Source organism: Sporosarcina aquimarina (assembly GCF_023715615.1).
Taxonomy (GTDB): Bacteria; Bacillota; Bacilli; order Bacillales_A; family Planococcaceae; genus Sporosarcina; species Sporosarcina aquimarina_A.
This window is the reverse complement of the sequence record NZ_JAMBOM010000002.1, coordinates 78,020-101,870: the sequence shown is the minus strand read 5'-3', so window position 1 is coordinate 101,870 and position 23,851 is coordinate 78,020. Positions and strand designations below refer to the sequence as shown.

General features: G+C 39.0%; 23 protein-coding genes and 1 pseudogene. 21 read left to right on the top strand and 3 right to left on the bottom strand.

The window, feature by feature from the left end; all coding sequences use genetic code 11:
- Positions 1–207: 207 nt before the first annotated feature.
- The 12 genes from M3197_RS07550 to M3197_RS07495 all read left to right on the top strand — a co-directional run bounded on the left by M3197_RS07550 (position 208) and on the right by M3197_RS07495 (position 12,499).
- Entirely contained in the window at positions 208–897 is a 690-nt protein-coding gene (locus M3197_RS07550; RefSeq protein WP_251660330.1) for a hypothetical protein, read from the top strand.
- Between the two features lie 45 nt (positions 898–942).
- Positions 943–1,371: a hypothetical protein gene (locus tag M3197_RS07545; RefSeq protein WP_251660328.1), complete on the top strand. Its 429-nt coding sequence runs from the start codon at positions 943–945 to the stop codon at positions 1,369–1,371.
- A 282-nt stretch (positions 1,372–1,653) separates the two neighbouring features.
- Positions 1,654–2,169 carry an RNA polymerase sigma factor gene (locus M3197_RS07540; protein ID WP_251660326.1) on the top strand — a complete coding sequence of 172 codons (516 nt, stop codon included), beginning with the start codon at positions 1,654–1,656 and terminating at the stop codon, positions 2,167–2,169.
- The gene (locus M3197_RS07535) at positions 2,147–2,764 is read left to right on the top strand and encodes a hypothetical protein (protein ID WP_251660323.1); all 618 of its coding nucleotides are present in this window, start codon (positions 2,147–2,149) and stop codon (positions 2,762–2,764) included. The genes M3197_RS07540 and M3197_RS07535 overlap by 23 nt, the downstream gene beginning before the upstream one ends.
- A 476-nt stretch (positions 2,765–3,240) precedes the next feature.
- A complete protein-coding gene (locus M3197_RS07530; RefSeq protein WP_251660321.1) occupies positions 3,241–3,930 on the top strand; it encodes a FadR/GntR family transcriptional regulator in 690 nt (229 codons plus the stop codon).
- A 62-nt stretch (positions 3,931–3,992) separates the two neighbouring features.
- Positions 3,993–5,156: a CynX/NimT family MFS transporter gene (locus M3197_RS07525; RefSeq protein ID WP_251661011.1), complete on the top strand. Its 1,164-nt coding sequence runs from the start codon at positions 3,993–3,995 to the stop codon at positions 5,154–5,156.
- 404 nt (positions 5,157–5,560) lie between these two features.
- Complete coding sequence (locus M3197_RS07520) at positions 5,561–6,175, top strand: sterol desaturase family protein (RefSeq protein WP_251660318.1); 615 nt, start codon at positions 5,561–5,563, stop codon at positions 6,173–6,175.
- Positions 6,176–6,230: 55 nt separating this feature from the next.
- Positions 6,231–6,947: a GntR family transcriptional regulator gene (locus M3197_RS07515; RefSeq protein WP_251660316.1), complete on the top strand. Its 717-nt coding sequence runs from the start codon at positions 6,231–6,233 to the stop codon at positions 6,945–6,947.
- Between the two features lie 102 nt (positions 6,948–7,049).
- Positions 7,050–8,939: a bifunctional metallophosphatase/5'-nucleotidase gene (locus tag M3197_RS07510; RefSeq protein WP_251660314.1), complete on the top strand. Its 1,890-nt coding sequence runs from the start codon at positions 7,050–7,052 to the stop codon at positions 8,937–8,939.
- Positions 8,940–9,034: 95 nt separating this feature from the next.
- Complete coding sequence (locus tag M3197_RS07505; protein ID WP_251660312.1) at positions 9,035–9,697, top strand: lysoplasmalogenase; 663 nt, start codon at positions 9,035–9,037, stop codon at positions 9,695–9,697.
- A gap of 281 nt (positions 9,698–9,978) precedes the next feature.
- On the top strand, positions 9,979–11,469 hold the full coding sequence (locus M3197_RS07500; protein ID WP_251660310.1) for an aldehyde dehydrogenase family protein: 1,491 nt from the start codon (positions 9,979–9,981) through the stop codon (positions 11,467–11,469).
- A 313-nt stretch (positions 11,470–11,782) separates the two neighbouring features.
- A complete protein-coding gene (locus tag M3197_RS07495) occupies positions 11,783–12,499 on the top strand; it encodes a ferredoxin reductase domain-containing protein (RefSeq protein WP_251660309.1) in 717 nt (238 codons plus the stop codon).
- 266 nt (positions 12,500–12,765) lie between these two features.
- Here M3197_RS07495 and M3197_RS07490 read toward each other — a convergent pair whose 3' ends face one another.
- A complete protein-coding gene (locus M3197_RS07490) occupies positions 12,766–12,876 on the bottom strand; it encodes a putative holin-like toxin (protein WP_251660307.1) in 111 nt (36 codons plus the stop codon).
- Between the two features lie 507 nt (positions 12,877–13,383).
- Positions 13,384–14,433: an aromatic acid exporter family protein gene (locus tag M3197_RS07485; protein WP_251660305.1), complete on the bottom strand. Its 1,050-nt coding sequence runs from the start codon at positions 14,431–14,433 to the stop codon at positions 13,384–13,386.
- A gap of 571 nt (positions 14,434–15,004) precedes the next feature.
- Here M3197_RS07485 and M3197_RS07480 point away from each other — a divergent pair.
- From M3197_RS07480 to M3197_RS07445, 8 genes and pseudogenes are all read left to right on the top strand, one after another.
- A complete protein-coding gene (locus tag M3197_RS07480; protein ID WP_251660303.1) occupies positions 15,005–16,078 on the top strand; it encodes an S-layer homology domain-containing protein in 1,074 nt (357 codons plus the stop codon).
- Between the two features lie 152 nt (positions 16,079–16,230).
- Entirely contained in the window at positions 16,231–16,698 is a 468-nt protein-coding gene (locus M3197_RS07475; protein ID WP_251661009.1) for a GNAT family N-acetyltransferase, read from the top strand.
- 974 nt (positions 16,699–17,672) lie between these two features.
- Positions 17,673–18,311, top strand: coding sequence for a hypothetical protein (locus tag M3197_RS07470; protein ID WP_251660300.1), 639 nt, complete (start codon positions 17,673–17,675; stop codon positions 18,309–18,311).
- Between the two features lie 577 nt (positions 18,312–18,888).
- Positions 18,889–19,971, top strand: a complete 1,083-nt coding sequence (locus M3197_RS07465) for an S-layer homology domain-containing protein (protein ID WP_251660298.1) — start codon at positions 18,889–18,891, stop codon at positions 19,969–19,971.
- A 174-nt stretch (positions 19,972–20,145) separates the two neighbouring features.
- Positions 20,146–20,463 carry a hypothetical protein gene (locus M3197_RS07460; RefSeq protein ID WP_251660295.1) on the top strand — a complete coding sequence of 106 codons (318 nt, stop codon included), beginning with the start codon at positions 20,146–20,148 and terminating at the stop codon, positions 20,461–20,463.
- 207 nt (positions 20,464–20,670) lie between these two features.
- On the top strand, positions 20,671–21,018 hold the full coding sequence (locus tag M3197_RS07455; protein ID WP_251660292.1) for a hypothetical protein: 348 nt from the start codon (positions 20,671–20,673) through the stop codon (positions 21,016–21,018).
- Positions 21,019–21,117: 99 nt separating this feature from the next.
- Positions 21,118–21,273, top strand: a pseudogene (locus M3197_RS07450) (DUF2441 domain-containing protein); the annotation flags it as partial.
- A gap of 126 nt (positions 21,274–21,399) precedes the next feature.
- Positions 21,400–21,717: a YqhV family protein gene (locus M3197_RS07445; RefSeq protein WP_285851236.1), complete on the top strand. Its 318-nt coding sequence runs from the start codon at positions 21,400–21,402 to the stop codon at positions 21,715–21,717.
- A 121-nt stretch (positions 21,718–21,838) separates the two neighbouring features.
- Here M3197_RS07445 and yxiS read toward each other — a convergent pair whose 3' ends face one another.
- Complete coding sequence (yxiS, locus tag M3197_RS07440) at positions 21,839–22,135, bottom strand: protein YxiS (RefSeq protein WP_251660290.1); 297 nt, start codon at positions 22,133–22,135, stop codon at positions 21,839–21,841.
- A gap of 325 nt (positions 22,136–22,460) precedes the next feature.
- Between yxiS and M3197_RS07435 the strand changes: the two genes are divergently transcribed.
- Complete coding sequence (locus M3197_RS07435) at positions 22,461–23,849, top strand: TldD/PmbA family protein (protein WP_251660288.1); 1,389 nt, start codon at positions 22,461–22,463, stop codon at positions 23,847–23,849.
- Positions 23,850–23,851 lie beyond the last annotated feature (2 nt).

The following is a 23,851-nucleotide window of genomic DNA, read 5'->3' as shown; positions in this document are numbered from 1 at the left end:
AAGGACCATGAACAAATTGATTTGAAACGACGAGTTTGGAACATTGATTAGGTTAGTCATCGCTTGCCAAAAAAAATAGGGCATGGTGAGACATGCTTTAAACCTACTAACGCGAAATGTGACTTTCCACTACTCTGTCAAAATCGAGCTTGTTAATTTAATGAATGGGGTTTGAAACCATCCGAAAACTTCAGGAGGAATGTTGGGATGACAAAGAAGTGGTTGCTGGCAATGATTTTGTCTATGTCTTCACTGAGCGCGGGCTGTTCAGTCTGGGATGGAATTCGGGGATGTCCCGACGGTGAAATCGATTGGGCAGATGTCATCATGATAAACGATATTAAATATGGAAGTGACATTATTCAAGAACAGGAGAATACACATCCGGAAACAGGAGATAGCCTTGGTAAAGTAACGTATATGCTAGATGGTCATGCGTGCTCCAGCCATAAATTGAAAAACGATGAGGCAACTTATGTGTCGGCAGGAACTCCTGTGTACGAAGTAAAAGGCTACAAACCGGAATTTCGTGTTTTTGCGGATGGACGTGTGTTTCAAGTAATCGACAATCCAAATGCAGAAACGCTCGGGGACCTAGCTGATATACAAGGGAAAGTGACCAAAATCAGTATCCGAAGTGATGATGATACACTCCTTGGTGAATTAGATACAGAACAGACTGAGACATTTCTCAAAGAATACCTGGCGCTCGCTTATAAAGGAAATATAGACCCAAAAAACGAAAGTGATAGGAATAACCGGGTCTTTATTTACTTTCAACTGGAAGACGGTTCTACTTTCCATACAATCTACTTGATAGATGAAAATATATTTGGTTATGGTGCATATGGTAACCAGAAAACGAAGGGGATAATTGAAGAAATCGTGAAGGAGTGACGTCATGCGCGGGTATGAAGAGTGCAAACTTAGAGGTGATCAGTTATGAAAGTTGTATGGAATATTATTTTCCTATTAGTATTGGTTTTCGTTACCACAGCATGTTCAGAACAGTCTGCAGAAAAGGAAAAAGGACGACTCGTTCGGATTGACGTTCAGCACGTAGATGAACACGGCAATAAAGGAGAAGAAAAGATACTTGTGAATCACGAGGACTTGGAAGCGGCACAAAAAGCATTCGTTAATACGGAGTGGCAGTCAAAAACCAAAGCGGACATGGCGGGGCCAGAAGACGTTCTGGCAACTTTCTTCTATGAGAAAGACAAAAACATGCCCGGGTCACTTGTCCAATATCGGATCATGTTCGAAGAAGACGACTCTGCAACTATCACCAGCAACAATGAAGATGAAAGCTATGGCAGGATGAATCCTGAAAACGCTCAGGTCCTGAAAAACCTGTTCATTAAAAATTAACTGTAAAGTTGTAGGAACCGGTAAGGAAAAAAACAAACCAAAAATTACATTGTCGATTTGCACGACTCAACTCTGGGATAGCTCTGCATAGTGTTCAAGTTGTGCGGTGCACAGTGTGAACTGTAGTACTTTGTCCACCTGCTCCCGGAACAAAACCTGGAGCAGTTGTGCATTTTTCTATTTGCATTCCTATCCGCTACACATGACCATTAAAATAATTTTTAAACTAGCGTTACCAAATTCCGAATTTGGTGTCTAAGTATATAGAAGAGAGGTGAAATGATGTCCACAGAACAATGGTTTGAGGATTATGCTAGTGCTGTGTACAGCTATATCTTTATGCAAGTGCGGAACCGACACACAGCAGAAGAACTGACACAGGAAACGTTCCTGAAAGTCGTGGAAAAGGCGCATCAGTTCGACGGTCGTGCCGCGGTGAAGACGTGGATCTTCCGAATCGCTTACACGACAACATTGAACCACTTCAGAAAAAAACATCCTCTGCCTCACTTTTTCGATAAGGACTTCCATCTGTTCGCTAGCCACCCGTCCTCCGAAGAAACGGCCGAACTCAACGCACAGGAGACCGAATTTTATGAAGCGCTCCACTGCCTGAATAAGAGTCAGAAGCAAGTCATCCTGCTACGGCATATCCAGGGGTTCTCCACGAAAGATACAGCCGCAATTCTTGGCAGCTCTGAAGGTAAAGTGAAGATGAGCCTGAAACGCGCCCTGGACGCATTCAAAAAAGAACTCAAGAAAGGAGGCATGTCTCTTGAAACCCTATACCGACGATGAACTAACTCAAAAACTCGAGGCCCTTTGCGAGCCGTTTCAGCCTACAGAGGAACAAAAAAGGACCATGCACCAATCGGTCTTCCACGGGAAAAGTGTACCGCATAGGTATCGAAAGTTTCATTGGAAGCCTGCAATTATTTCTTTGCTATTGCTCGTTTCAATCGCCTTCACCGTGACAATTCTAATCGGCAAACCGATCTCGCTTAGTTCGGGATTTTTCGCTAAAGATGTAACGGCTTCTTGGGAAGGCACCATTATGAAACAGCAGGATTCGTTTGAAGTGACAAATTACTATATTGCTTTCGATGGGAAAACAATGTACATTCAAAACAATTTTATGGGAGATTCCTTCATGGGAACAGAACAGAGTGAATCGGAAATCAAGGCAGCGTCTGAGAACTATCAAGCGAAGTTAGCCAAAATGAAGCTGCAAGAAGGCGACTACAAAAACTATACCGTTAAAAAGCAAAAAGATCTGTATACCATCACCATACCCGGCGAAAATAACTTCTCTTACACATTGGAGAAAACCGCCCCACGACAATATGTTGGGGAAGACGGTATTCGTTATAGCGTAAATAACTATATCGACTAAATCGCAGCAAACAGAAAAATCACCAACTGAAATGGTTGGGGCTTGTGCTCGAAACAAACATGGAACCACTAAAAAATGATGAGCTGAAACGGGTTCATTACTCTGTGTGGGGAGTGAAGCTTGCCATCTAAGATGTGCTGATAACATCTATTTTTTTGTTTATGAAATGAAGAGATTCTCAAAAACGTAAAACGTGTCTGTGTGCGAAACAATGTATAAAGTAAGATGAACAGCTAGTAGTAGCCTTCATCTTACTTTTTTGTTAGTAGCTAAGATTTAGGAATGAAGTGCTGTCCAATTTAATTTTGAAAACTATCGAAGTCGTTCCTTTTTAGAGGAGCACTTCATTAGTTAGCGATAAATCGATACATTTTTCGGTGACCAGTTCCTATATTTACTTCTAATTATCTTAGTGTTATAGTGATTAAGTCCAATCATCCTACAACTTTTCTAAAAGAACATTTGGAGGTGTACTCATGCTGAAAAAGACAGAACGTTTGTCATTGGTTGAGCAAGTGGTGATTCAAATCGAACAACTTATCGAAAGTGGCCATTGGCAAATTGGCGATCAATTGCCTGCAGAGATGCAATTAATGAAGGAATTTGACGTGAGCCGAAATACACTGAGGGAAGCGATTCGCGCTCTTGTTCATGCGGGTTTACTTGAGACCAAACAAGGTAGCGGTACGGTTGTAAAATCATCTAGTGCCTTTGGTGTAGCGCTCCATAGACAAGTTGAAAAGTCGAGCATCATGGAAACATTAGAGGTGCGTCTTGCTTTAGAAAGAGAAGCGGCACAGCTTGCAGCCATCCGGCGTAATGATCATGATTTAGAAGCGATGACCGAGTCTATTCAGTTATGTAAATTGGCATCTGAAAAAGGAAATGTACAAGAATTTTTACAGGCAGATATTATATTTCATAAAGCAATCGTTAAAGCATCACATAATAAGATGTTAGAACGTCTTTATGAACATATAACTGAACCACTGCAGTCTTCAATCGTAGAAATAATGGTGGCAGATGCATACTTTAACTATAGTGAAGAGATTCACTATGAATTACTAGAAGCCATTAAGCAACAAGATGTGCAAGCAGCAATTAGTTATGTAAATACATACATAAACGATTTCAGAGAGAAGATTAAACGCATTCAGGAGGACTAAACTTGCAAAAAGATACAAAATTACAACAAACGAAAATAGATTCTAAGAAAAAATGGCTCTTAATGATTGGCGTCATCTTAATTGCTGCCAATTTGAGAGCACCACTTACATCAATCGGTTCTTTAATTACATTAATACGAACAGATTTAGGTATTAGCCATGCATTGGCGGGAACGATTACAACACTTCCTTTACTCGCATTTGCACTGCTTTCACCTTTTGCTCCGAAAATAGCGCATAAAATCACAATGGAGAGAACTATTTTCCTTTCATTAGTTGTCTTGGCATTTGGTATTGTCTTACGATCATTATTTGGAACAGGAGCACTATTCGCAGGAACTATTTTAATCGGGGTTGCCATTGCGTTTGGTAACGTATTGCTACCTGGATTTATTAAAATGAACTTTCCATTAAAAGTAGGAATTATGACCGGTATGTATGGCGTGTTTATGAACATCTTTGCAGCGCTAGGGTCGGGCTTAAGTGTACCTTTAACATCTATTGGTGATATTGGTTGGCAAGGATCACTCGCATTTTGGGCAATACCTGTCTTCATCGCGATTGCGGTTTGGGCTCCACAATTGAAAAAGGGTAAAGAGCCAACTGAATATTCAAAGGCAACACCAAAAGAGAAATTATCGTTAGCTCGTTCTCCGCTTGCGTGGTCAATTACATTATTTATGGGATTACAATCTCTCATTTTTTACACGTTAGTGACATGGTTGCCAGAAATCCTACAAGGCATGGGCTATAGTATGAGTGCAGCTGGATGGATGTTATTTTTAATGCAATTTGCTATTATTCCATTTACGTTTATTATTCCTGTTCTTGCCGAACGAATGAAAAATCAAATTCTGCTAGGCGTGGGCACTGCGGTTCTGTTTATACTTGGCATAACAGGTGTTTTAATTGGAAGTACGTCTTTGATGCCGGTAGCAGTCATTATGATTGGTATTGGCGCAGGTAGCGCATTTAGCTTATCAATGATGTTTTTCAGCATGAGAACAAGCACTGCTGTTGAAGCATCAGATATGTCAGGTATGGCACAGTCGTTTGGTTATTTACTAGCAGCAACTGGCCCAATTGTATTTGGGGGATTACACGATATGACAGATAGTTGGACAATGCCACTTATCATGTTAATTGCTTTAGCAGTTGTCATCTTACTAGTCGGTATCGTGGCTGGAAAAGATAGAGTAATTGGAAATGCAATTTCAGAGAACTAGAATCATAAGCAGACGGTAACCGTGTATGGCTCAACGCTACAGCAACTCTGAAGGTTGTCGAAGCATATAAATAAAAAGCTAGATGAAAGCTATTTTTTGTAGCTGCTCATCTAGCTTTTATTTATATTGGGATTCGATGACGAATTGCTGTCTTGCAACTCATATGCGGGTTTTGCACGAATTTGATTCCATTATCGAATGTGTTAGAAGGGGACACTTTCGAAATGATAGTCCTATTCATTGATTGAGCCCAAACTGCAACTCTAGAATTTATTTGACTATCTTTTTAGAAAACTATACAGTTTGGTAAGACCAATAACTAAACTGGTCATACCAAATGCGACGTTTTCATAACCTAGAATACCTCGGGAATTTTTTTCAACAATACGATAGGAGGAGTGTAAATGAATACGAAGTACATGAAAGAGTTTCTCACGTATCCAGATATCGCTATTATGCTTATTCTGTTTATTCCGCTCATGGGTTATACTTTATTAAATGCTCTTTACATGGGTACATGGATTGCTTTCATTATTGGGATGGCTACTTATGCAATGAGTGAATATGTAATTCACCGATTTTTATTTCATATGAAGACTCCAACTAATCCTTTTTTACTGAAATCGATTAAGCGCTTACATTTCGATCATCACGCTGATCCTAACAATTTAAAACTGTTATTCTTACCGCTATGGTTCAGTTTGCCTGGCTTCTCAATCTTTGCGCTCATTTTCTACTTAATAACAGGAAACTACCAATTAATGATTGCTTATCTCGCGGGAATCGTTGTCTATTTTATGTATTACGAATGGAAGCACTACATTGCACATCGACCTGTTCAACCGCTAACGGAGATAGGGAGAAAGATTAAGAAAGCCCATCTTTGGCATCATTTTAAAAATGAAAACTACTGGTTTGGTGTGACGCATACCTCTGTCGATAAAACGTTCGGAACTTATAGAGATCAAAAATTGGTCGAAAAAAGTGAGACAGCAAAGAATTTAGAGAAGCGCACTTGATGTATAGACATATTCCTCGCCATCTATTTATACGTTGCCAAAAGGAGACCTTGCTATGAATCGAACAGCATCTGTTGAAAAAGAACTCATTAAAGCAATCCTTCAAGGAGAATATCTAGCAGGTAGCCAAATTGAGACGGAAAGGGAATTGGCGGCTATCTATGATATAGGGCGTCCTGCGATTCGAGAAATTTTACAGCGCCTAAGTCATGGCGGTTGGCTGACGCTTAGAAAAGGCCAACGCGCTGTTGTGAATGATTATTGGTATGGCGGAAATATTACAACGATCGTCGATATAATAGAGTACTTTGACCAAGTACCAGATGCTTTCGTTCTCTACTTTCTAGAACTGCGTATTGCGCTAACACCTCAATATGTAAAAAAAGCAGTTAAGCTGAATCACCCTAAAGTAGTAGGCTTACTATCTGAAAGTGATGAGTTACCAGACACTCCGGAAGTGTTTGCGTCTTATGATTGGAAGGTGCAAAAAAAGTTAGCCAGATTATCAGAGAACCCTCTTTTTACACTCGTGCTTAATAGCTTTGAGCCAGCTTATGTGAAAATGGCAATGAAATACTTTGAAAGCTCTTTTCGCCGAGACGCATCGTTGAACTATTATAGGAAATTAATGGCCGTTGCATTAAAAGGTGATGATCAGCAAGCAGAAGAGCTCGCCCATGCGATGATGGAAAAAAGCTATACGTTATGGTCAAACCAATTATCATCAGATGAAAAAATCGGAGTGAGATTTAGGTTCGATGATATTTTATAAGTGAGTTGTACTTCGGACAGATACATAGTGGGGAGTGGGATTACAATTACTAAATTACTAGCCAGGTTTCTTTCAATCGTTCTACTCATAGCAACAACATTCATGATGGATGTAACAAAAGGGAGCGCTGATTCAGCTAACGAATCCATCACCATCCTTTTCACGCATGATTTACATGACAATTTCCTTCCTTTTGAAGTCGATAGAGGACAAGGGAAAATGACAGTTGGCGGGTATGCTGGATTACATAGTGCGATTCAAGCGCAAAGAGAAAAAGATCCGGATGCCCTATTAGTCGATGCGGGTGATTTCGCAATGGGGACATTGTTCCAAACGATTTACCAAACGGACGCGCCAGGTTTAAAAATGATGGGACAAATGGGTTATGATGTGACTACAATCGGAAATCATGAGTTTGACTTTAGAGCGGAAGGGTTAGCGAGAAGTTTACGCACTGCGAAGGATAGTGGTGAAGAACTACCAAGCATTGTTGCTTCAAATACGATATTTCCAACAGATGAGAATGGCGAGTTGCCCGACAACATCAAAGCGTTAAAAGAAGCGATGAATGAGTACGATGTGAAAGATTATATGGTCATCGAGCGTAAAGGAATTAGAATCGGCATTTTAGGGTTGATGGGAGAAGAAGCAGCTGGAAACGCACCTATGTCTGGAGTCACGTTTAATGATGCGATAGAAAGTGCCAAGTCAACGGTAGCTAAGTTAAAGAATGACGAGAAAGTAGACCTTGTCATTGCGCTTTCTCATTCGGGTACGTCCGAAAATCCGTCAAAATCAGAAGATGAACTCATAGCAAAAAAGGTTCCGAACATTGATGTCATTATTAGTGGTCATAGCCATACAACTCTAGAAGAACCAATTATTGTAGGAGATACAATTTTAGGTTCAGCCGGTGAATATGGAGAACATTTAGGTGTGCTAACTATTTCACAGAATGAACAAAACAAATGGAAAGTCAATAATTATGAACTACAGTTAATCGATGATTTACTTCCTTTAGATCCGGAGATTACCAAAACAATTGAGGAGTATAAACATGTGATTCAGGAAAACTACCTTCGTCACTTTGGAATGGAATTCGATGAATTGCTTGCTTACACACCCTTCGATTTCACTTCATTCACAGAGTTAGGGATAGAACAAAAAGAAGAACCAATCGGGAATTTGATTGGGGATTCCTTTATTCATACCATACAACAATTGGAAGGGAGCGAGTATGAGCCAATTGCTGCAGCTGTTGTCCCTGTTGGTACGATTAGAAATTCATTTCGTAAGGGGAACATCACGGTAGCAAATGTATTCAATGTGAATTCTTTAGGCATCGGCCCAGATGGGATTTCTGGGTATCCTCTGCTAGATATTTATCTAACCGGGAAAGAATTAAAGACGGTTGCTGAAGTTGATGCTTCGATTACGCCAATTATGAACGAGGTTCAATTGTATATCGCTGGTTTAAGTTATACGTTTAATACAAATCGTCTCATTTTCAATAAAGTGACAGACATCAGTTTGCAGTCTCAGGATGGTGAAAAAGTAGAGATTGATGATGAAAAACTCTACCGTGTAGTAGGTGGCTTATATTCAGTTCAAATGCTCCCTTTTGTAAATGAAAAGTCTTTTGGAATCCTCTCTGTGATGCCAAAGACAAAAGAGGGGAAGCCTGTGACAGATTTTGAAGACCATATTATTTATATGAATGATCACAAGGAAGTGAAAGAATGGTATGCCATCGCCAATTACATGAAATCGTTTGAAAAAGTCGACGGCGTCGCACAAGTGCCTAACTATTATAATCAACTGAAAGATAGAAAAATCGTCGTACATGATACAAATGTTTTTGCGATTCTTAAAAATCCGAATGGCATTATCCTAACCGCTTACGGAATCCTGCTAGCTTTCGTTGGAATCCTTGCTATATTGATTACCTATATTGTGAAAAGGAGAAAGCGTAAGAAGGGAACTGCAGTTTAAAACCGTTACCTTAGCACGACATAACTCTTAATCATTTTTGAATAGTGTTGAAGTTGTGTAGTGGACAGGTAGCGATTATGAAGGAGTTGAGTTGGTTGCGTAAAGTACTATTGGCCTTAATTACCATAATGGGGCTTGTCTATATTTTCCTAATTCCAGAAGAACCAGTAGGCATCAAAATCGCGTTTAAACTAGTTCCCATGATGTTGATTATTCTGTACGCGGCTACAAACACATCTCTTGTAACTCCTCTCTATAAAAAGATTGTCCTCATTGGTCTTGCGGTCAGCATGGTGGCGGATGCGGCAATTTATTGGTTCATGGCCGGCCTTGCTACATTTTTTTTCGCTCATGTGTTTTATATCGCTGCGTTTCGGACAGCACGACGTCAGTCCGTCCCTCTGATTGCTGCAATACCGCTTATCCTTTACGGAATTTTTATGGTGTTTTGGATTGCAGTTCCTCAAATCGCTTCAGGAGAAATGGTGCTCGGTGTAGCAATCGTGGCTTATATGGCGGTCATTCTGCTGATGGGGTGGGAAGCGATTCGAACACGCTTGCCACTGGTGATAATAGGGGCACTTCTGTTTATTTGCTCGGATTCATTCCTTGCAATCAATCGTTTTGTAACCCCACTTCCAGGTAGGGATGCACTCGTCATGATTACTTACTACGCTGCGCAAGTCTTCTTTGCCGCAAGCATTGGCAGCCGGTATGTGAAGGTAGGTCCTGAGAAGGAAGCGACGATACCTAGGTAAGGAAAAAAGATAAAAATGCCACACAATTTGTATACTAGAATCCATTAAAAGTAACCAATTCATCTACTAATTCAGGTAGATGAGATGGTTACTTTTTGTTTTACGAAAATAGCACAAAGTGTTTATCTGTGCACACATACCTAGATTGTTCTGAAGGTGTGTAGTGCACAGTCTATCATTTTTTGTCGAAGGTTATGTATGGACAGTAGGCTTAATATGTTTGTTGTTAGACTATTACGGGAAAATAGATGAAATAGATATACAAAGGAGGACGAATAATTATGAGTTCTGTAAATGTAAAACAGTATATTGACCCGTCTTATAAGCTCTATATAAATGGGGAATGGACAGAAGGTTCAAAAGGTGAAAAACTCGATTCAATAAATCCCTCTAATGGTGAAAAACTAACTGAATTTATAAATGCATCGCATGCCGATGTTGACGCTGCTGTTGACGCTGCACAAAAAGCATTTCCGGAATGGTCGAAAGTAGGTATTGAGGAAAGAAGTAATATTTTGCTAAAGATTGCTGATGTAATGGAAGAAAATATTGAACGGTTAGCTATGATAGAAACGCTCGATAACGGAAAACCATTGAGAGAAACAAATGGTGCAGACCTTCGATTAGCTGTTGACCATTTCCGTTACTTTGCTGGTGTGATTCGTTCAGAGGAAGGGGCAGCTCAGCAACTAGACGAAAATAACCTCACAATCGTTCTCAAAGAGCCACTGGGTGTTGTTGGACAGGTTGTTCCTTGGAATTTCCCAATTCTTATGGCTGCTTGGAAACTTGCACCTGCGCTAGCAGCGGGTAACACAATTGTCATTACACCGTCTTCTTCTACATCATTAAGTCTATTAGAGTTCGCTAAGTTATTTGATCCTCTTTTACCTAAAGGTGTAGTTAATATTATTACAGGTAAAGGATCAGAATCTGGTGATTATCTGCTTAACCATGAAGGTATCTCTAAATTGGCATTTACGGGTTCTACAGAAGTAGGTTATAAAGTTGCTAAAGCAGCCGCTAATCGGTTAATCCCTTCTACTCTAGAGTTAGGTGGTAAATCTGCGAATATTATTTTTAACGATGCACCTTGGGAGCGTGCGATTGAAGGTGTTCAAATGGGTATTCTCTTAAACCAAGGACAGGTTTGTAGCGCAGGTTCACGTATCTTTGTCCAGGAAGATATTTACGACGATTTCTTAAAAGCAATGAAAGAAGCATTTGAAAAAGTTAAAGTAGGACTTCCATGGGAAGAAGGCGTCCAAATGGGTGCGCAAATTAACCAAAAACAACTTGATAAAATTTTGAAATACGTAGAGCTTGGTAAGCAAGAAGGGGCTAAAGTGGTTACAGGCGGCTATCAACTTAAAGATGATGAATTAGGTGATGGTGCTTTTATGGCACCAACTATTTTAGCGGATGCCGACAATAAAATGCGCATCGCTCAGGAAGAAATCTTTGGACCAGTCGCAACAGTCATTAAATTTAAAGACGAAGACGAGGTCATTCAGCTAGCGAATGATTCCGACTATGGACTTGCAGGAGGCGTGTTCACACGCGAAATTAATAAAGCGCTTCGCGTCTCACGTGGCGTTCACACAGGAAGGATGTGGGTTAACCAATTCACAAACGTTTCTGCAGGGGCGCCATTTGGAGGGTATAAAAAATCAGGTATCGGTCGTGAAACTTACAAGAGTATTTTAGACGCTTATACTCAAACAAAGAATATTTTCATTAATACTAGTGAAGAAACCGAGGGCATGTATTAATTCAAAACTGCCGTTTGTTCATGAAATGATCTTGAGTTGATTCGAAGTTGTTTGGCGCATTGGTAGAGTCAATGGGTATATGAAAATTGTAGTTAAATTGAGAAAGTTAATAAAGAGAAGCGATCATCATTTTTTGGTGATTGCTTCTTTTTTTATGTCAAAATTTGTACTAGAACCAGTCATGAATGTTTGTACAAAGAGAAAACTACTTAAAAAGGTAGCTCTGACTAAGAGATGCTTAATTGAGAATTATTATCAGCTATAGTATATTAGATAAGGAACGATACTTATAATTATAAAAGGGGGATTTATAATGCAAATATATTGGACTAAAATAAATGGGATTATAGAAGAAACGCCTGAGGTCAAAACCTTTTTACTAGATTGTCCGGAAGACTTTACATGGGAAGAAGGGTCTCACACCCACTTTGCACTGAAAGGTTTTAATGCTGGAGAGAAACCGAATCGTAGCCTGATTCGTCATATGTCCATCTCCACGTTACCTCATGAAAATTCGATTGGTATTACAACCCGTATTAAGGAACAGTGCTCTGAGTTTAAAATGATTTTAAGAAATCTAGGTATCGGTGATGAAGTGGCCATATTCAAAACGCATTCAAATGTACCACTAAAAAGAGAAGATAAAAATGTATATTTGCTGTCTTCAGGTGTAGGTTTGGCAACGTTCAGACCGCTGGTACTTGACTATTTTGAACGTGCAGACAATGTCAATCAAATCCATTCACTGAATATTGACTCATCAAAAGATTTTTTATTCCCTACTATATTTGAATCCGCGCCTGATAAAAAGTTCACCTCACAGTTCGTCGATAACCGAGGAGACTACTATGAAGAAGTGAAGCAACTTGCTTCAGACAAGGATGGACTTTTCTATGTTGTCGGCAGCGATGAATTTCTCGTACAGAATATTAAAGTACTACGTGATCAGGGTGTCAAGTCGGAACAGATTATGCTTGATAAACGTGAACAATCTCTTTCTGAGTTTTTGTCAGTAGATTTGCTAATTTAAGCGAGGCAATATAATTAAGGGTGCCTGCCTGTCCAGAACTCAACTCCGAAATATTCAGAAGAGTATTCGAGTTATATGGTGCACAGCCAGCGATTACTCAAGTGTAGAAATCGTATGAATGTGGTAAGATAAACATATACTAAAAAAGACAGGGTGCTAGAACACCCAGTCCATGTAGCTGACATCCGCATGAAGTGCGGTTAGCCAGTGGGATAAGAGTGTTAAAAGTAACCATCTCATCTACTTAGCGTGGTAGCGGAGGGTGGTTACTTTTTTTGCTTGGTGTATAGAGCAATCATCGATACAACTGCTGTTACCGTTGCTATGAGGAACATTCCAAATTGGAATAACATGTTCATTGATTCATACGTCACCATTGTAACACCCCCTTTCTCAAGGGAGTGCCAACCGCCCATCCGCTATATGTCGCTACTTTTTTATTATACCATCTATGAAGTATAAAACCAAACGTATGTTTCGTTTTATGGAATAATTTAAAAATTATTATTTACATTAAAGTACTACACAACAGCTTAATCTATTGCCTTTCCCCTTCTGCTTTTCTTATCAAACCCGGCAACAACCCCAGCATTATCACAATACTTAGTGCAGAAGCTATTCAGAAGTACGTAAGGTTCTCATGCAGGCATTCAATAATATATTTAACACAAAGGCTTCAGTCGGATAATGAGACTGAAGCCTTTGTGTTTATTGCATTTAACAAGTTTTAGCAACACAGCTATCATTTTCCTTATCATCTCATTCGTCAATACCGTCTCAATTTATAGCACGGAACAATTTAAAAAGTTGTTTGCTCACATCATGAAGGCCATTCAGAATCAGGTCATGCAAAGAGAAGGTGGAGTGTCGATTAATCAGTTTTATCATTTGCGTTCTACTTGCTGAAAGGAGTTTTTAAGATCAGGATTGTAAAATCGATCCACTAAATTATAAATCGTCACGAGTTCATAAAGGATAATTAACTCCGGTGGAAATTGAGTTGGATGGATTTCATTGTTTTTTGTTATCTCTTCATTGTCTTCCCAGAAAAGATCGGTGATGTTTTTCAATTGCAGCTGATGCTTTTGTGAATTATAGTCTGTTGCATGCTTCAAGTCATTCGAAAGTTCTGTTACAGCGTCCATTATGATATCTCGCTCGGATTTTGACCAAGAAATTTTATTTAAGGGTAAATAGCGTAAATTCCCCAAATGATAATCGAGATTATGCAAATAGGATAATTGCTTTTCAGCCATAAGAAGTCCCTCTCGATCTCCACCCATTAAAGGATGCAAGTTCGATTCATCCCGTTGAAAACGAATTAATGTTTCTGTTTTTAGAATTTCCTTATTTAGTTGGTGAATGAATACTCCATCTATTGTGCGATCTATTTGTTCGTCATAAAGAATTGTTTGGAAGGTTTGTTCCAAAATGGTTCCTGCCCGTGCCCCGATTTTTTGGATACTATCTAAAATATCCTTCCGATAATCTGGACGGAAGACGATCATGTTTACAGAGATAGATACCAATAGACCTGTGGTGGTTGTACCAAGACGGATGAAAAAGGAGATTAAATAATTGCTGTGGATGACCTCAACCATGGCGACAGCTGTCAATGTTGCAACAAGAAGCCCCGCATGGAGGTTTAATTTGTAGCAAGTTAAAATGGTGAAAACTGCAGCGAGAGTATAGGTAATCGGTGAGTTACCGAAAAGGGCAATGAAGAAAACAGCATATGCTGAACCAATAGCAGATGCCGGAAATCGGACGATTCCTTTTTTAATGGAATCACTGACGGTCGGTTCAATCGTTACAATAGCCGTTATAACAGCAAATACAGGCGGCCAGTGAAACCATTCACAAATGATAGCTGTTAAAAATATGGCAATCCCTGTTTTTACAATTCGGATGCCGTGGAAATGAAAGTTTCGCATATAATCTTACCTCCAACACTCCTATTTTAACATAGGAATGGGATAGTGGCGTCCGTGATCACTAGGTTTCATCGATTAATGCTATTACAAACGATTAATTATTACTGTGAAAATAACCTGGTGGTAATTTATATTATATTGTGACAGCTAGTCGTTTCTGGTAAGATGTGGATATAGAAGACATAGAGCCACGTGTTCATAAATCTATCGATTATGAATTTTGTAGTTTTCAATTATTTACTGTTATAGCGCTAATTCATTAACGTGTAAGAACTATTTCATTGTACTTTAAGATGAAACGTTTCATAGCTGGTTTGTAAGTCAATTTATGAGGAGATTCAAAGCGGTGATTCGAATCATTATTTTGAAGGGCACTCAAGTGAATGGACATCGAAGGGGAAGTGATCTATGAAAAACATCCAGCAAAAGAAGTAGTTGCAAAATGTTGACATTAATTTGTGAAAGTAATGAATCGATGTATTTTTGAAAACTAGTCTATCAACTGGATAGATTCATTCGTCATGAGCAAGAAACTAACTAACTTAAATAGACACAAACAAGGAGAAAAACAATGAAGAAAATACTAACATTTTTAGCTATATGGGGAATAGCTTGTATAATAGCTGTGCAACCAGCAGCCGCGGCAACTAGTTTCCCTGATGTTCCAAAAAACAATCGATTTCATGATGAAATTCAATACTTAGTGAATAAAAAAATCACTAGCGGCTATTCCAATGGGAAGTTTCAACCAAAACGTAATGTCACTCGAGCAGAAGCAGCGATTATGATCGGCCGCATGTTAGGCTATGATGGAAGACCACGTGATACGCGGTTTACAGATGTCACTGCGCAAAATGGAGCAAGTGGCTATATTTCGGAAGCTGCCGTCTATAAGGTTATTTCTGGCTACCCAGATCGCACATTCCGTCCGAATGAGTACATTTCACGAGGCGATATGGCGATTATTTTAGCACGTGCATTTGAAATAGAAACAGGTACGATTCGGGTGTTTACAGATGTTAGTGAACAGATGAAAGCCTATTCTTCGATTCGAGGAATTGCAGGGGACTTTATCACAACAGGTTATTCTGATGGTACATTCCGTCCGGCTAGCAAAGTGTCTCGAGAACAGTTTTCTGCTTTTCTAGCACGAGGTCTTTCCTCCGAATATAAACAAAGAACGGTTAAAAAAGATGGTTATTCTCGTGATATGACAAAGAAATATGTATTCACCTCTCCAAATGGAGATATCCGCATGGAATACAAAAAAACGACGGGGAAATTTGCTGAGGTTCACTACACTGGGTTCTTCTGGGTGAGTGAAGGTCCAAAATCTGGAGACATCTCTTACTTACAGCAAGAAGAAACGGATGAAAAGCTGATTGAATCTTATCTGTTCTCCGAGTACTACACAGACCTAAAGTATCCTGTAGAGGTAGGAAAATCTTGGATAGGACCATCACCAAGTGATATGTCTAAAATTACAGGCATTAATAAAACAGTAAAAACGCCATACAAAACATTCACGAATGCTGTAGAAGTGACCGTGAATGGATTTAAACTTTACTATGTCAAAGGCGTAGGTCAAGTGAAGACGGTTGACTCTACTGGTAAACTGGTAAGTGAATTGAAGTCCATTCAATAAGAGAATGTTTAAACGTCGGTGATGAGCCGGCGTTCTTTTAATATTGATGGATGCATACTGCAGTAAAGTCATTTTTTCTACCTGTCAGGTAGCGTGTTTAAGTGTATCCAAAACCTATACTAGAGAAGTTGGATCGGATTGGAGAAGTGATCATGAATTATATTTTTAGCAAAATGTCACAAAAACAAGCAGAAAATATTGCTTCAAACTGGCACTATGAAGGCAAATATTCTTTTTATGATATTGCGGCTGATGAAGAAGATTTAGCTGAATTTTTGGCTCCTCAAGAACGCGGAGAGAAATACTTTTCAGTTAGATTAGACGAGGAAGAAATTGGGTTTTTTTGTTTTGAATATGAAACTGGTTCTGTTGAAATTGGATTGGGAATGAAACCTGAACTAACGGGAAGGGGTTTGGGATTGGATTTTCTCAAATCCGGTCTAAACTACGCAATATCAAAGTATAACCCAGAAAATATTACGTTATCAGTTGCCACTTTTAATGAAAGAGCAATAAAGCTATACATAAAAGCAGGTTTTGAAACAACAGGGACGTTCATGCAAGATACAAATGGTAGTCGATTTGAGTTTATGAGGATGCGGTATGTCTGTGGAAAGTAAACAGCTAAAAGGATCTTACATAGTTGCACACGGTTTTTAATTTTGGATCTGTGCATTTCCAGTAATAATCCGAGGTTGTGAACTCTTTTATTGCTTTTTTTCGTACAAATAGTTGGTAAGCTCTAGAGGGGGAGTAGTGTGAATAAAAGACGTCCAGCTTTTTTATTTTAACCATCAGTGTTTGGATGGCATATATAGTTTGTGCAATCATCTTTGGATTCAGTATCTGGTTTGTTAAGATTCTCAGTATAGGGTATATTACTCTTTTTGGAATATTACTACTATTTTATGTTTGGAAGTATGTAGAACGCAAAAATGGTTAACAGCAATAATTCGGAAAACGATTGCAGTTACACAGGTGGTCCTGCGCTTTCTATTAGACAGATGACGATGTGTACAAATAATAAAAATGTTTCACCTTAATAAAACTGAAAACGATGAACTTTTAATAAAATATAACGTCATAAAGAGAAAAGAGGTGGAATTATGGGTTTTTGGTATTTCTTCATAATGTTTCTGGGATTTTTCTTAGTAGTTAAAGGGCTATTTAGAAAGAGAAAATTGAGCTTCGTAGTTGTAGGACTATTATGTATTTCGTTTTCAATATTTATGTTCTCCCCAGAAAGTGATGAAATAATTTCAGACTTATTTAATCTGAATTAGAGTGTCACGTCTTAAAGGTACCTGTACCTATAACGCTCATGAAAGATTCGTATCTAATTAATTTTCATACTAGTGGATATAAATAATCTAAAGTATTCATCCAATACAGGCTATCAAAAACATTTACTTTTAAGCTGGGGTTGATGCAAGAGAAAACTTATCTTCAGACGTTCCTAGGTCAAAATTCTTCTGTATTACTGAAGTATGAAAATGTACTCTTTTAAACACCGGGGCAAGATCATAATAATTGAAAAGATGTTATTAGGATATACAGCTGACATCAATATTTAAGTATAGATAGGGGGATAGATGTGCGTAAATTTTTGAAAATTTCGTGTGTTGTGTTAGGAATTATTATTTTAGGAATTGTACTAATAATATTCGCCTTTCTTCAAAGTATGAAGCCGGATAAAGAGAAAGAAGAAGAGATAAAAAGACAGGCTGAGCAATATTTAAAGGAGAATTTTGATGGGAATTATGAAATCTATGATACCTTGTACGACAATATGGGAAACTTCGGATTTGAATATGCTGCAAAAGCGAGAAAAGAGAACACTGACTTTTTAATTTATTTTGATGATAAAACTGAGAAATTGGTAGATACGTACATTGCAAGTAAGTGGTCAAAGGAAATAGAAAAAGAAATACAGCCTTTTCTATCAGAGAATCTCGATGATAACATGGATGCTCATGTTTACATTAATGACGAGATTGGAAATGAATTAGGGATTGATCCTAATGACCCTAAAAGCTATAAAGATTTCGATGTGGAAGCAACTATTCGTTTGACGATCCCAAGAAAAAAGAATGCTACTGATGAGAAGGTGTTCAACGAATTTGTATCATTTCTGAAAAACAATGAGAAATTGCTACACGGTATGGTTTTCGTTGGTTATATTGCTGAAAATGGTGTGATTTTAGAAGAGGATGAGTGGAGCAAAAAGTTTTAAGAAATTTGGCAACTGCTTATTTCTTGGCCAAGAACCTTTCCCCGAAAACGAACTTAGAAAATTAAACTATAAAGGAAAGTTAGTTCTACAAGTACTTATTGATTACTTGTAGAACTTTTCACTTTTATCTTAAAGGGGTACGCGGTGTGTGAAAAATCACAAAATGTAGCTGTGATTGAGGCGGTCATGGCATAACAAGCTGTATTTGATACAGTAGAAGTAGAGGGTAAGTTACCAATATGCAAATACCAAGAGAGTCCAGATCTGTGGCGCATTTAAAACAGGTCTGGCTTTTTGATGAGATGAAAAATACCGTCTGTGACCGATATAAATCCCAATTTATTTATAGAGTATTAAAACGACTTTATGTTGCTATTGAGATTGGGATAGAGTTGAAAAAGAGGTTCCTGGGGATTAACGAACAACTACCACACACTGCGATGCTTCTTGTATAAGTAGAGGAAACTGTATTAAATATAAAATTGTAATAGAATTGTAAACTTATCCATAAGCTAGATAGAACGAGTTCTCACTAGCAAGAGAGTAACTTACATTTACACTAACAAGGAGAGGTACAATGAAAAGAATTCTATCATTTTTAGTTTTATGGGGAATTGTATGTATTATAGCCGTACAACCAGCAGCCGCAGCGGCAACTAGTTTTCCGGATGTTCCAAAGAACAATCGATTCCATGATGAGATTCAGTATTTAGTAAATAAAGGGATTATTAGCGGCTATTCCAATGGGAAGTTTCAACCGAAGCGTAATGTCACACGAGGCGAAGCTGCGATTATGATTGGTCGTATGCTTGGCTATGATGGAAGACCACGAACAACTCGTTTTACAGATGTCACTGCAAAAAACGGAGCAAGTGGATATATTTCAGAAGCTGCCGTCTATGGGATTATTTCTGGCTATGCAGATCGAACGTTTCGTCCGAATGAGTACATCACACGAGGCGATATGGCAATATTTTTAGCGCGTGCATTTGATATAGAAACAGGATCGGCTCGAGAGTTCAAAGATGTTGGTGAACAGATGAAAGCATATTCTTCTATTCGAAATATAGCAGGGGACTTCATTACAACTGGTTATTCAGATGGTACATTCCGTCCGGCTAGCAAAGTGACTCGGGAACAATTTTCTGCGTTCCTAGCACGGGGTCTTAGCCCTGAATACAAACAAAGAACGGTCAAAAAAGATGGCTATGCTCGAGGTATGACGAAGAAATATGTATTCAGCTCTCCAAATGGGGATATCCGTATGGAGTACAAAAAAACGATGGGGCAATTTGGTGAACTTCACTATGCTGGTTTCTTCTGGGTGATTCAAGGTCCAAAATCTGGAGATATCTGGTATATTCGGCAAGAAGAAACAGATGAGATGTTGATTGAATCTTATCCGTTCTCTAACTATGAAATAGCACTAAAGTATCCTGTGAAGGTAGGGACGTCTTGGAGTGGCTATGGTCTATCTGAAACTGATACTATTAAAATTACAGGAGTTAATAAAACAATAAAAACACCATATAAAACATTCACCAATGCTGTAGAAGTGAGCGATAAAGGATTTAAAAGCTATTTTGTCAAAGGGATAGGTCATGTGAAGACGGTTGACCCTACTGGTAAACTGACAAGTGAATTGAAGTCCATACAATAAAGGAGCGTCAAAACGTCGGTGATGAGCCGACGTTTTTTTTATGGGATGAGATGGAATTTCTTATTGAAAAGTGCATCAAACTGCAATAGACCTACCTGTTTTGTATAATGGATACCAGAGGTGATAATATGTATATCAGTAAAAAAGAAATGGAAATCAGTGAGGGTCAGACTTATGGCGTTTGGAACTAATCGTACAGAATTGACAGCTTGGAAAGAGGCGGTCCGTGCCGGAGAGCTTGCATTTCTCACCCATTACTGGCTCGATGATCGTTTTCCTGATTGTAAGACAGTAACGAAGGTAGGTTGCGCGAATCTTGATAGATTGATTGAATGGGGAGAAGCGTACGGGCTAAAGCCTGAGTGGATTGACTACAAAAAAGACTATCCCCATTTCGATTTGTTCGGCAAAATCGAAGTTGACGCTTTGATGGATGCGGGGTTTGAAGACCGTGTGGAACGTTTTAATTTGATGAAAAAGCATGAGGGATAATAAGTGAAAGGTTCCTGAAAAGGGTGGTCAATGCTTTAAAAAGTTTTAATCGATCCCTCAATAGTAAGCTGTAATTCAAATTGCATACGACATATTATTTGGACAAACTGGCACCTTCGCGAGACTTTTTTGGTTTATATTTCCTATTTACAAGATAGCAAACTCTCAATTATACTAAGCTAAATTGTTAAGTGTAAGGAGATTAGTATGAAAACATCAGTACCTTGTCCGAACTGTCAAAAAGCCATTACCCTCGAGGATTTCGAGGATTTTTCGTCACCTTTTACTATGAAGTGTCCGTACTGCCAAGCCAAATTAAAAGAGACAAAAGTAACCCCATTTCTAATAGTGGGTGTAATTGCAATCATTCCGTTATTTATATTCTTAACGGAACTAATCATTTCCTTATTGTCTAGCGTTATACCGATTATTGAAAAAATGCCTACAGCTATCGTATTCCTTGGTCTGCTGTATCCAATATATGCTCTTTATGAGCGGGCGAATGGACTTCTTATGTTCAATAAAGGGAATTTACAATTGAAAAAAAGGCAATGATCAGCGTGGAGATCCCACGCTTTTATAATTAGTTTGGGTGTCTGAATTTTGAAATATAATGTTTTGAAGCTAAAAGATAGGCGAGTTGTTAGGAAATATTTCGTAGGAGGACGGAGGACTTTTATCGAAACCAGATGGCGTTGCTTTTGTTCAAAAAATTGAACTAGCAAGAGCGTATTGGAATGGCAATGTAAAAGTGAGCTTCCTGAGATGCTGATTAATGGGAAAATAGAAGTGGTTGAAATTGTTAATTAATTTCCATTATATTAAAAGTTGCAGATTCTCGAAATACTAATGAAAGTTCGGTTTGCAGACATTCAAATCAAGACACCACTCAGAATTGTCTCCAAGTTACACACTGGATGCTCTTTCAAATAATGCATGGTCAGGTTGCATATACTTAGTGTGAATACTGCCAAGGATGTGATCACAGTTATTGAAAGGGCTTTACTTTTCATCATTTTGTTACGGGTGATTTCAGGGAGTATAGAAATATCAGCTGCTGCATTAATGTACAAGTTTAATGATTTGGAGAAGGCTTTCTACATTAACAGCTTGCTCGCTTTAGTGGGCCCAGTGATATTGGTTGTTACAACGGGGATTGCACTGAGTGGACTCACTGAAAAGATTTCTTTGACAAGGATGGTCTGTCTGTTTGCTGGGGTTTTACTAATCCTATATAGTCTAAAGGCCAAGTGAGAACTTTTACGGGGAATAATGAAAGGTAGCTGTGTAGGAAACAATCATGAATGGGTAAACAAATATGAAAGTTAGGTGCACAGCATGCCTTTTATTAACTATTCTTATCTGTAAGCACAACTCACTTTTTCGAACGCTGAATTTCATCCGCCACTACAAATGCCAGGTCGTCATTCCCGAACATTTGGAGAACATCTAGCAACGTTTCGTTGTCGATGTGAAGTTCGTCAAATCCATCATCACTTTCAATGACTTCCTCTAATCGACCATTTACCGGTTGGGCTGGGTAAGCTCTTTGATAGAGAATCCGTGGGTCAAGGTCATAATTAGCACACCATTGTACAAAAAGGCGAACCATAAGCGTTTCATCTTCTTTATACTTCTGAATGACTTGTTCATCAATATTTTTAAATTCCATCGTCTAATCCTCCATAGCGAATTTATGACTCTAAGTATAAACGATAACTTGAATATCTAAAAAGAATCTCATCTCTCGTCCGTGTATTAGTAGATTGACTACGCGCGTAATCTTTTATGAATATTAACACAGTCATGAGAATAAGATAAAAAGCTGCCTAGATTTAAGGCGGCCATTTTCGCGTGGATTATAAGTGCTTTGCTGATTTATAGGAAGATAATTCTGCATGGCCCTTAAAGTGTTTGAATATAAAACTGAATAGTTCGCTAAATCAATGTATTCTAACAAAATATAGGTTATAATCCATATGAAGGGGGAATGGGAAATGATTAAACAGTCCATTATAGAAAATGTATTGGAAGCCGCGTTATCGACTGGCGGTGATTTTTCAGAGGTTTTCATAGAAGACAAGTTTGTGAATTCAATTGAGTTGCAAAGTGATAAGGTTGAAAGAAGTATTTCGGGTCGTGACTTCGGAATTGGGATCCGAATTTTCTCTGGACTTCAAAATGTGTATACGTACACCTCCGACTTTACAGAAGAAGGACTGCTTGAGGCTGCGAAGCGTGCTGCATTAGCAATTAGCGGTGGAGGGAATGGGATCATCCATCCCTTACAAAAGGAAATCATTAAACCGATTCATACGATTGCTCAACTTCCGCAAACCGTAGAGCATGCGCGTAAAGTAGCGGTAATGAGAAAGGCGAACGGAATTGCTAGAAATTATGACGAGCGCATCCGCCAAGTGGGAATACGTTATGTCGATGAGGAACAGAATGTCTTAATCGCCAACTCGGAAGGAAAGTTCGTAGAGGATAAACGTGTCCATTCACGACTTGCCATTCAATCGACAGCATCGGATGGTGTGGAAATGCAGAGTGGGTTCTACGGTCCGGGAGCACATGCTGGTTTTGAATTCATCGAGAATCTGGATCTTCATCATTACGCAGGAGAGGCGTCACGTATTGCCGTGACGATGCTTGGTGCGGATGAGTGTCCAAGTGGAAAGTTCCCGGTGATCATCGACAATGAATTTGGTGGTGTGATTTTCCATGAAGCTTGCGGACATGGACTTGAGGCGACATCGGTTGCGAAGAACACCTCTGTATTCGCGAATCGTATCGGTGAAAAGGTTGCACCTGATATCGTAACTTATATCGATGATGGAACGCTCCCGAATGAGTGGGGCTCTCTGACAATTGACGATGAAGGAGAAAGAACACGTAAAAATGTATTGATTGAAAATGGAATCTTAAAAGGGTATATGATCGATAAATTCAATGCACGTCGCATGAATGCGGAAGCGACTGGCTCTTCTCGTCGCCAATCATATCGTTTTAATCCAACTTCACGGATGACGAACACGTATATCGCACCTGGAGAATCGACTCCTGAAGAAATCATCGCGTCTACTGAGAATGGGATTTACGCGAAATATATGGGGGGCGGTCAAGTGAACCCAGCAACAGGTGATTACAACTTTGCCGTTGCTGAAGCGTACTTGGTAAAAGACGGCAAGATTGGTCGACCTATTCGTGGTGCAACTCTTATTGGGAATGGTGCGAAAACGTTACAACTTGTCGATAAAGTCGGCAACAATTTGGCGCATGGTGCTGGGATGTGTGGGTCTGTCAGTGGTAGTCTCCCCGTAAATGTCGGTCAACCCATGTTGCGTGTCAGTGAAATTACCGTTGGTGGGACAAAGGGGGAATAACA

What these genes read in the sequence shown, in the direction of transcription:
- M3197_RS07550 (WP_251660330.1), top strand. Translation starts at nt 208, where the DNA reads ATGACAAAGAAGTGGTTGCTGGCAATGATTTTGTCTATGTCTTCACTG.
- M3197_RS07545 (WP_251660328.1), top strand. Translation starts at nt 943, where the DNA reads ATGAAAGTTGTATGGAATATTATTTTCCTATTAGTATTGGTTTTCGTT.
- M3197_RS07540 (WP_251660326.1), top strand. Translation starts at nt 1,654, where the DNA reads ATGTCCACAGAACAATGGTTTGAGGATTATGCTAGTGCTGTGTACAGC.
- M3197_RS07530 (WP_251660321.1), top strand. Translation starts at nt 3,241, where the DNA reads ATGCTGAAAAAGACAGAACGTTTGTCATTGGTTGAGCAAGTGGTGATT.
- M3197_RS07525 (WP_251661011.1), top strand. Translation starts at nt 3,993, where the DNA reads ATGATTGGCGTCATCTTAATTGCTGCCAATTTGAGAGCACCACTTACA.
- M3197_RS07520 (WP_251660318.1), top strand. Translation starts at nt 5,561, where the DNA reads ATGAATACGAAGTACATGAAAGAGTTTCTCACGTATCCAGATATCGCT.
- M3197_RS07515 (WP_251660316.1), top strand. Translation starts at nt 6,231, where the DNA reads ATGAATCGAACAGCATCTGTTGAAAAAGAACTCATTAAAGCAATCCTT.
- M3197_RS07510 (WP_251660314.1), top strand. Translation starts at nt 7,050, where the DNA reads ATGATGGATGTAACAAAAGGGAGCGCTGATTCAGCTAACGAATCCATC.
- M3197_RS07500 (WP_251660310.1), top strand. Translation starts at nt 9,979, where the DNA reads ATGAGTTCTGTAAATGTAAAACAGTATATTGACCCGTCTTATAAGCTC.
- M3197_RS07495 (WP_251660309.1), top strand. Translation starts at nt 11,783, where the DNA reads ATGCAAATATATTGGACTAAAATAAATGGGATTATAGAAGAAACGCCT.
- M3197_RS07490 (WP_251660307.1), bottom strand. Translation starts at nt 12,876, where the DNA reads ATGGTGACGTATGAATCAATGAACATGTTATTCCAATTTGGAATGTTC.
- M3197_RS07485 (WP_251660305.1), bottom strand. Translation starts at nt 14,433, where the DNA reads ATGCGAAACTTTCATTTCCACGGCATCCGAATTGTAAAAACAGGGATT.
- M3197_RS07480 (WP_251660303.1), top strand. Translation starts at nt 15,005, where the DNA reads ATGAAGAAAATACTAACATTTTTAGCTATATGGGGAATAGCTTGTATA.
- M3197_RS07475 (WP_251661009.1), top strand. Translation starts at nt 16,231, where the DNA reads ATGAATTATATTTTTAGCAAAATGTCACAAAAACAAGCAGAAAATATT.
- M3197_RS07465 (WP_251660298.1), top strand. Translation starts at nt 18,889, where the DNA reads ATGAAAAGAATTCTATCATTTTTAGTTTTATGGGGAATTGTATGTATT.
- M3197_RS07460 (WP_251660295.1), top strand. Translation starts at nt 20,146, where the DNA reads ATGGCGTTTGGAACTAATCGTACAGAATTGACAGCTTGGAAAGAGGCG.
- M3197_RS07455 (WP_251660292.1), top strand. Translation starts at nt 20,671, where the DNA reads ATGAAAACATCAGTACCTTGTCCGAACTGTCAAAAAGCCATTACCCTC.
- M3197_RS07445 (WP_285851236.1), top strand. Translation starts at nt 21,400, where the DNA reads ATGGTCAGGTTGCATATACTTAGTGTGAATACTGCCAAGGATGTGATC.
- yxiS (WP_251660290.1), bottom strand. Translation starts at nt 22,135, where the DNA reads ATGGAATTTAAAAATATTGATGAACAAGTCATTCAGAAGTATAAAGAA.
- M3197_RS07435 (WP_251660288.1), top strand. Translation starts at nt 22,461, where the DNA reads ATGATTAAACAGTCCATTATAGAAAATGTATTGGAAGCCGCGTTATCG.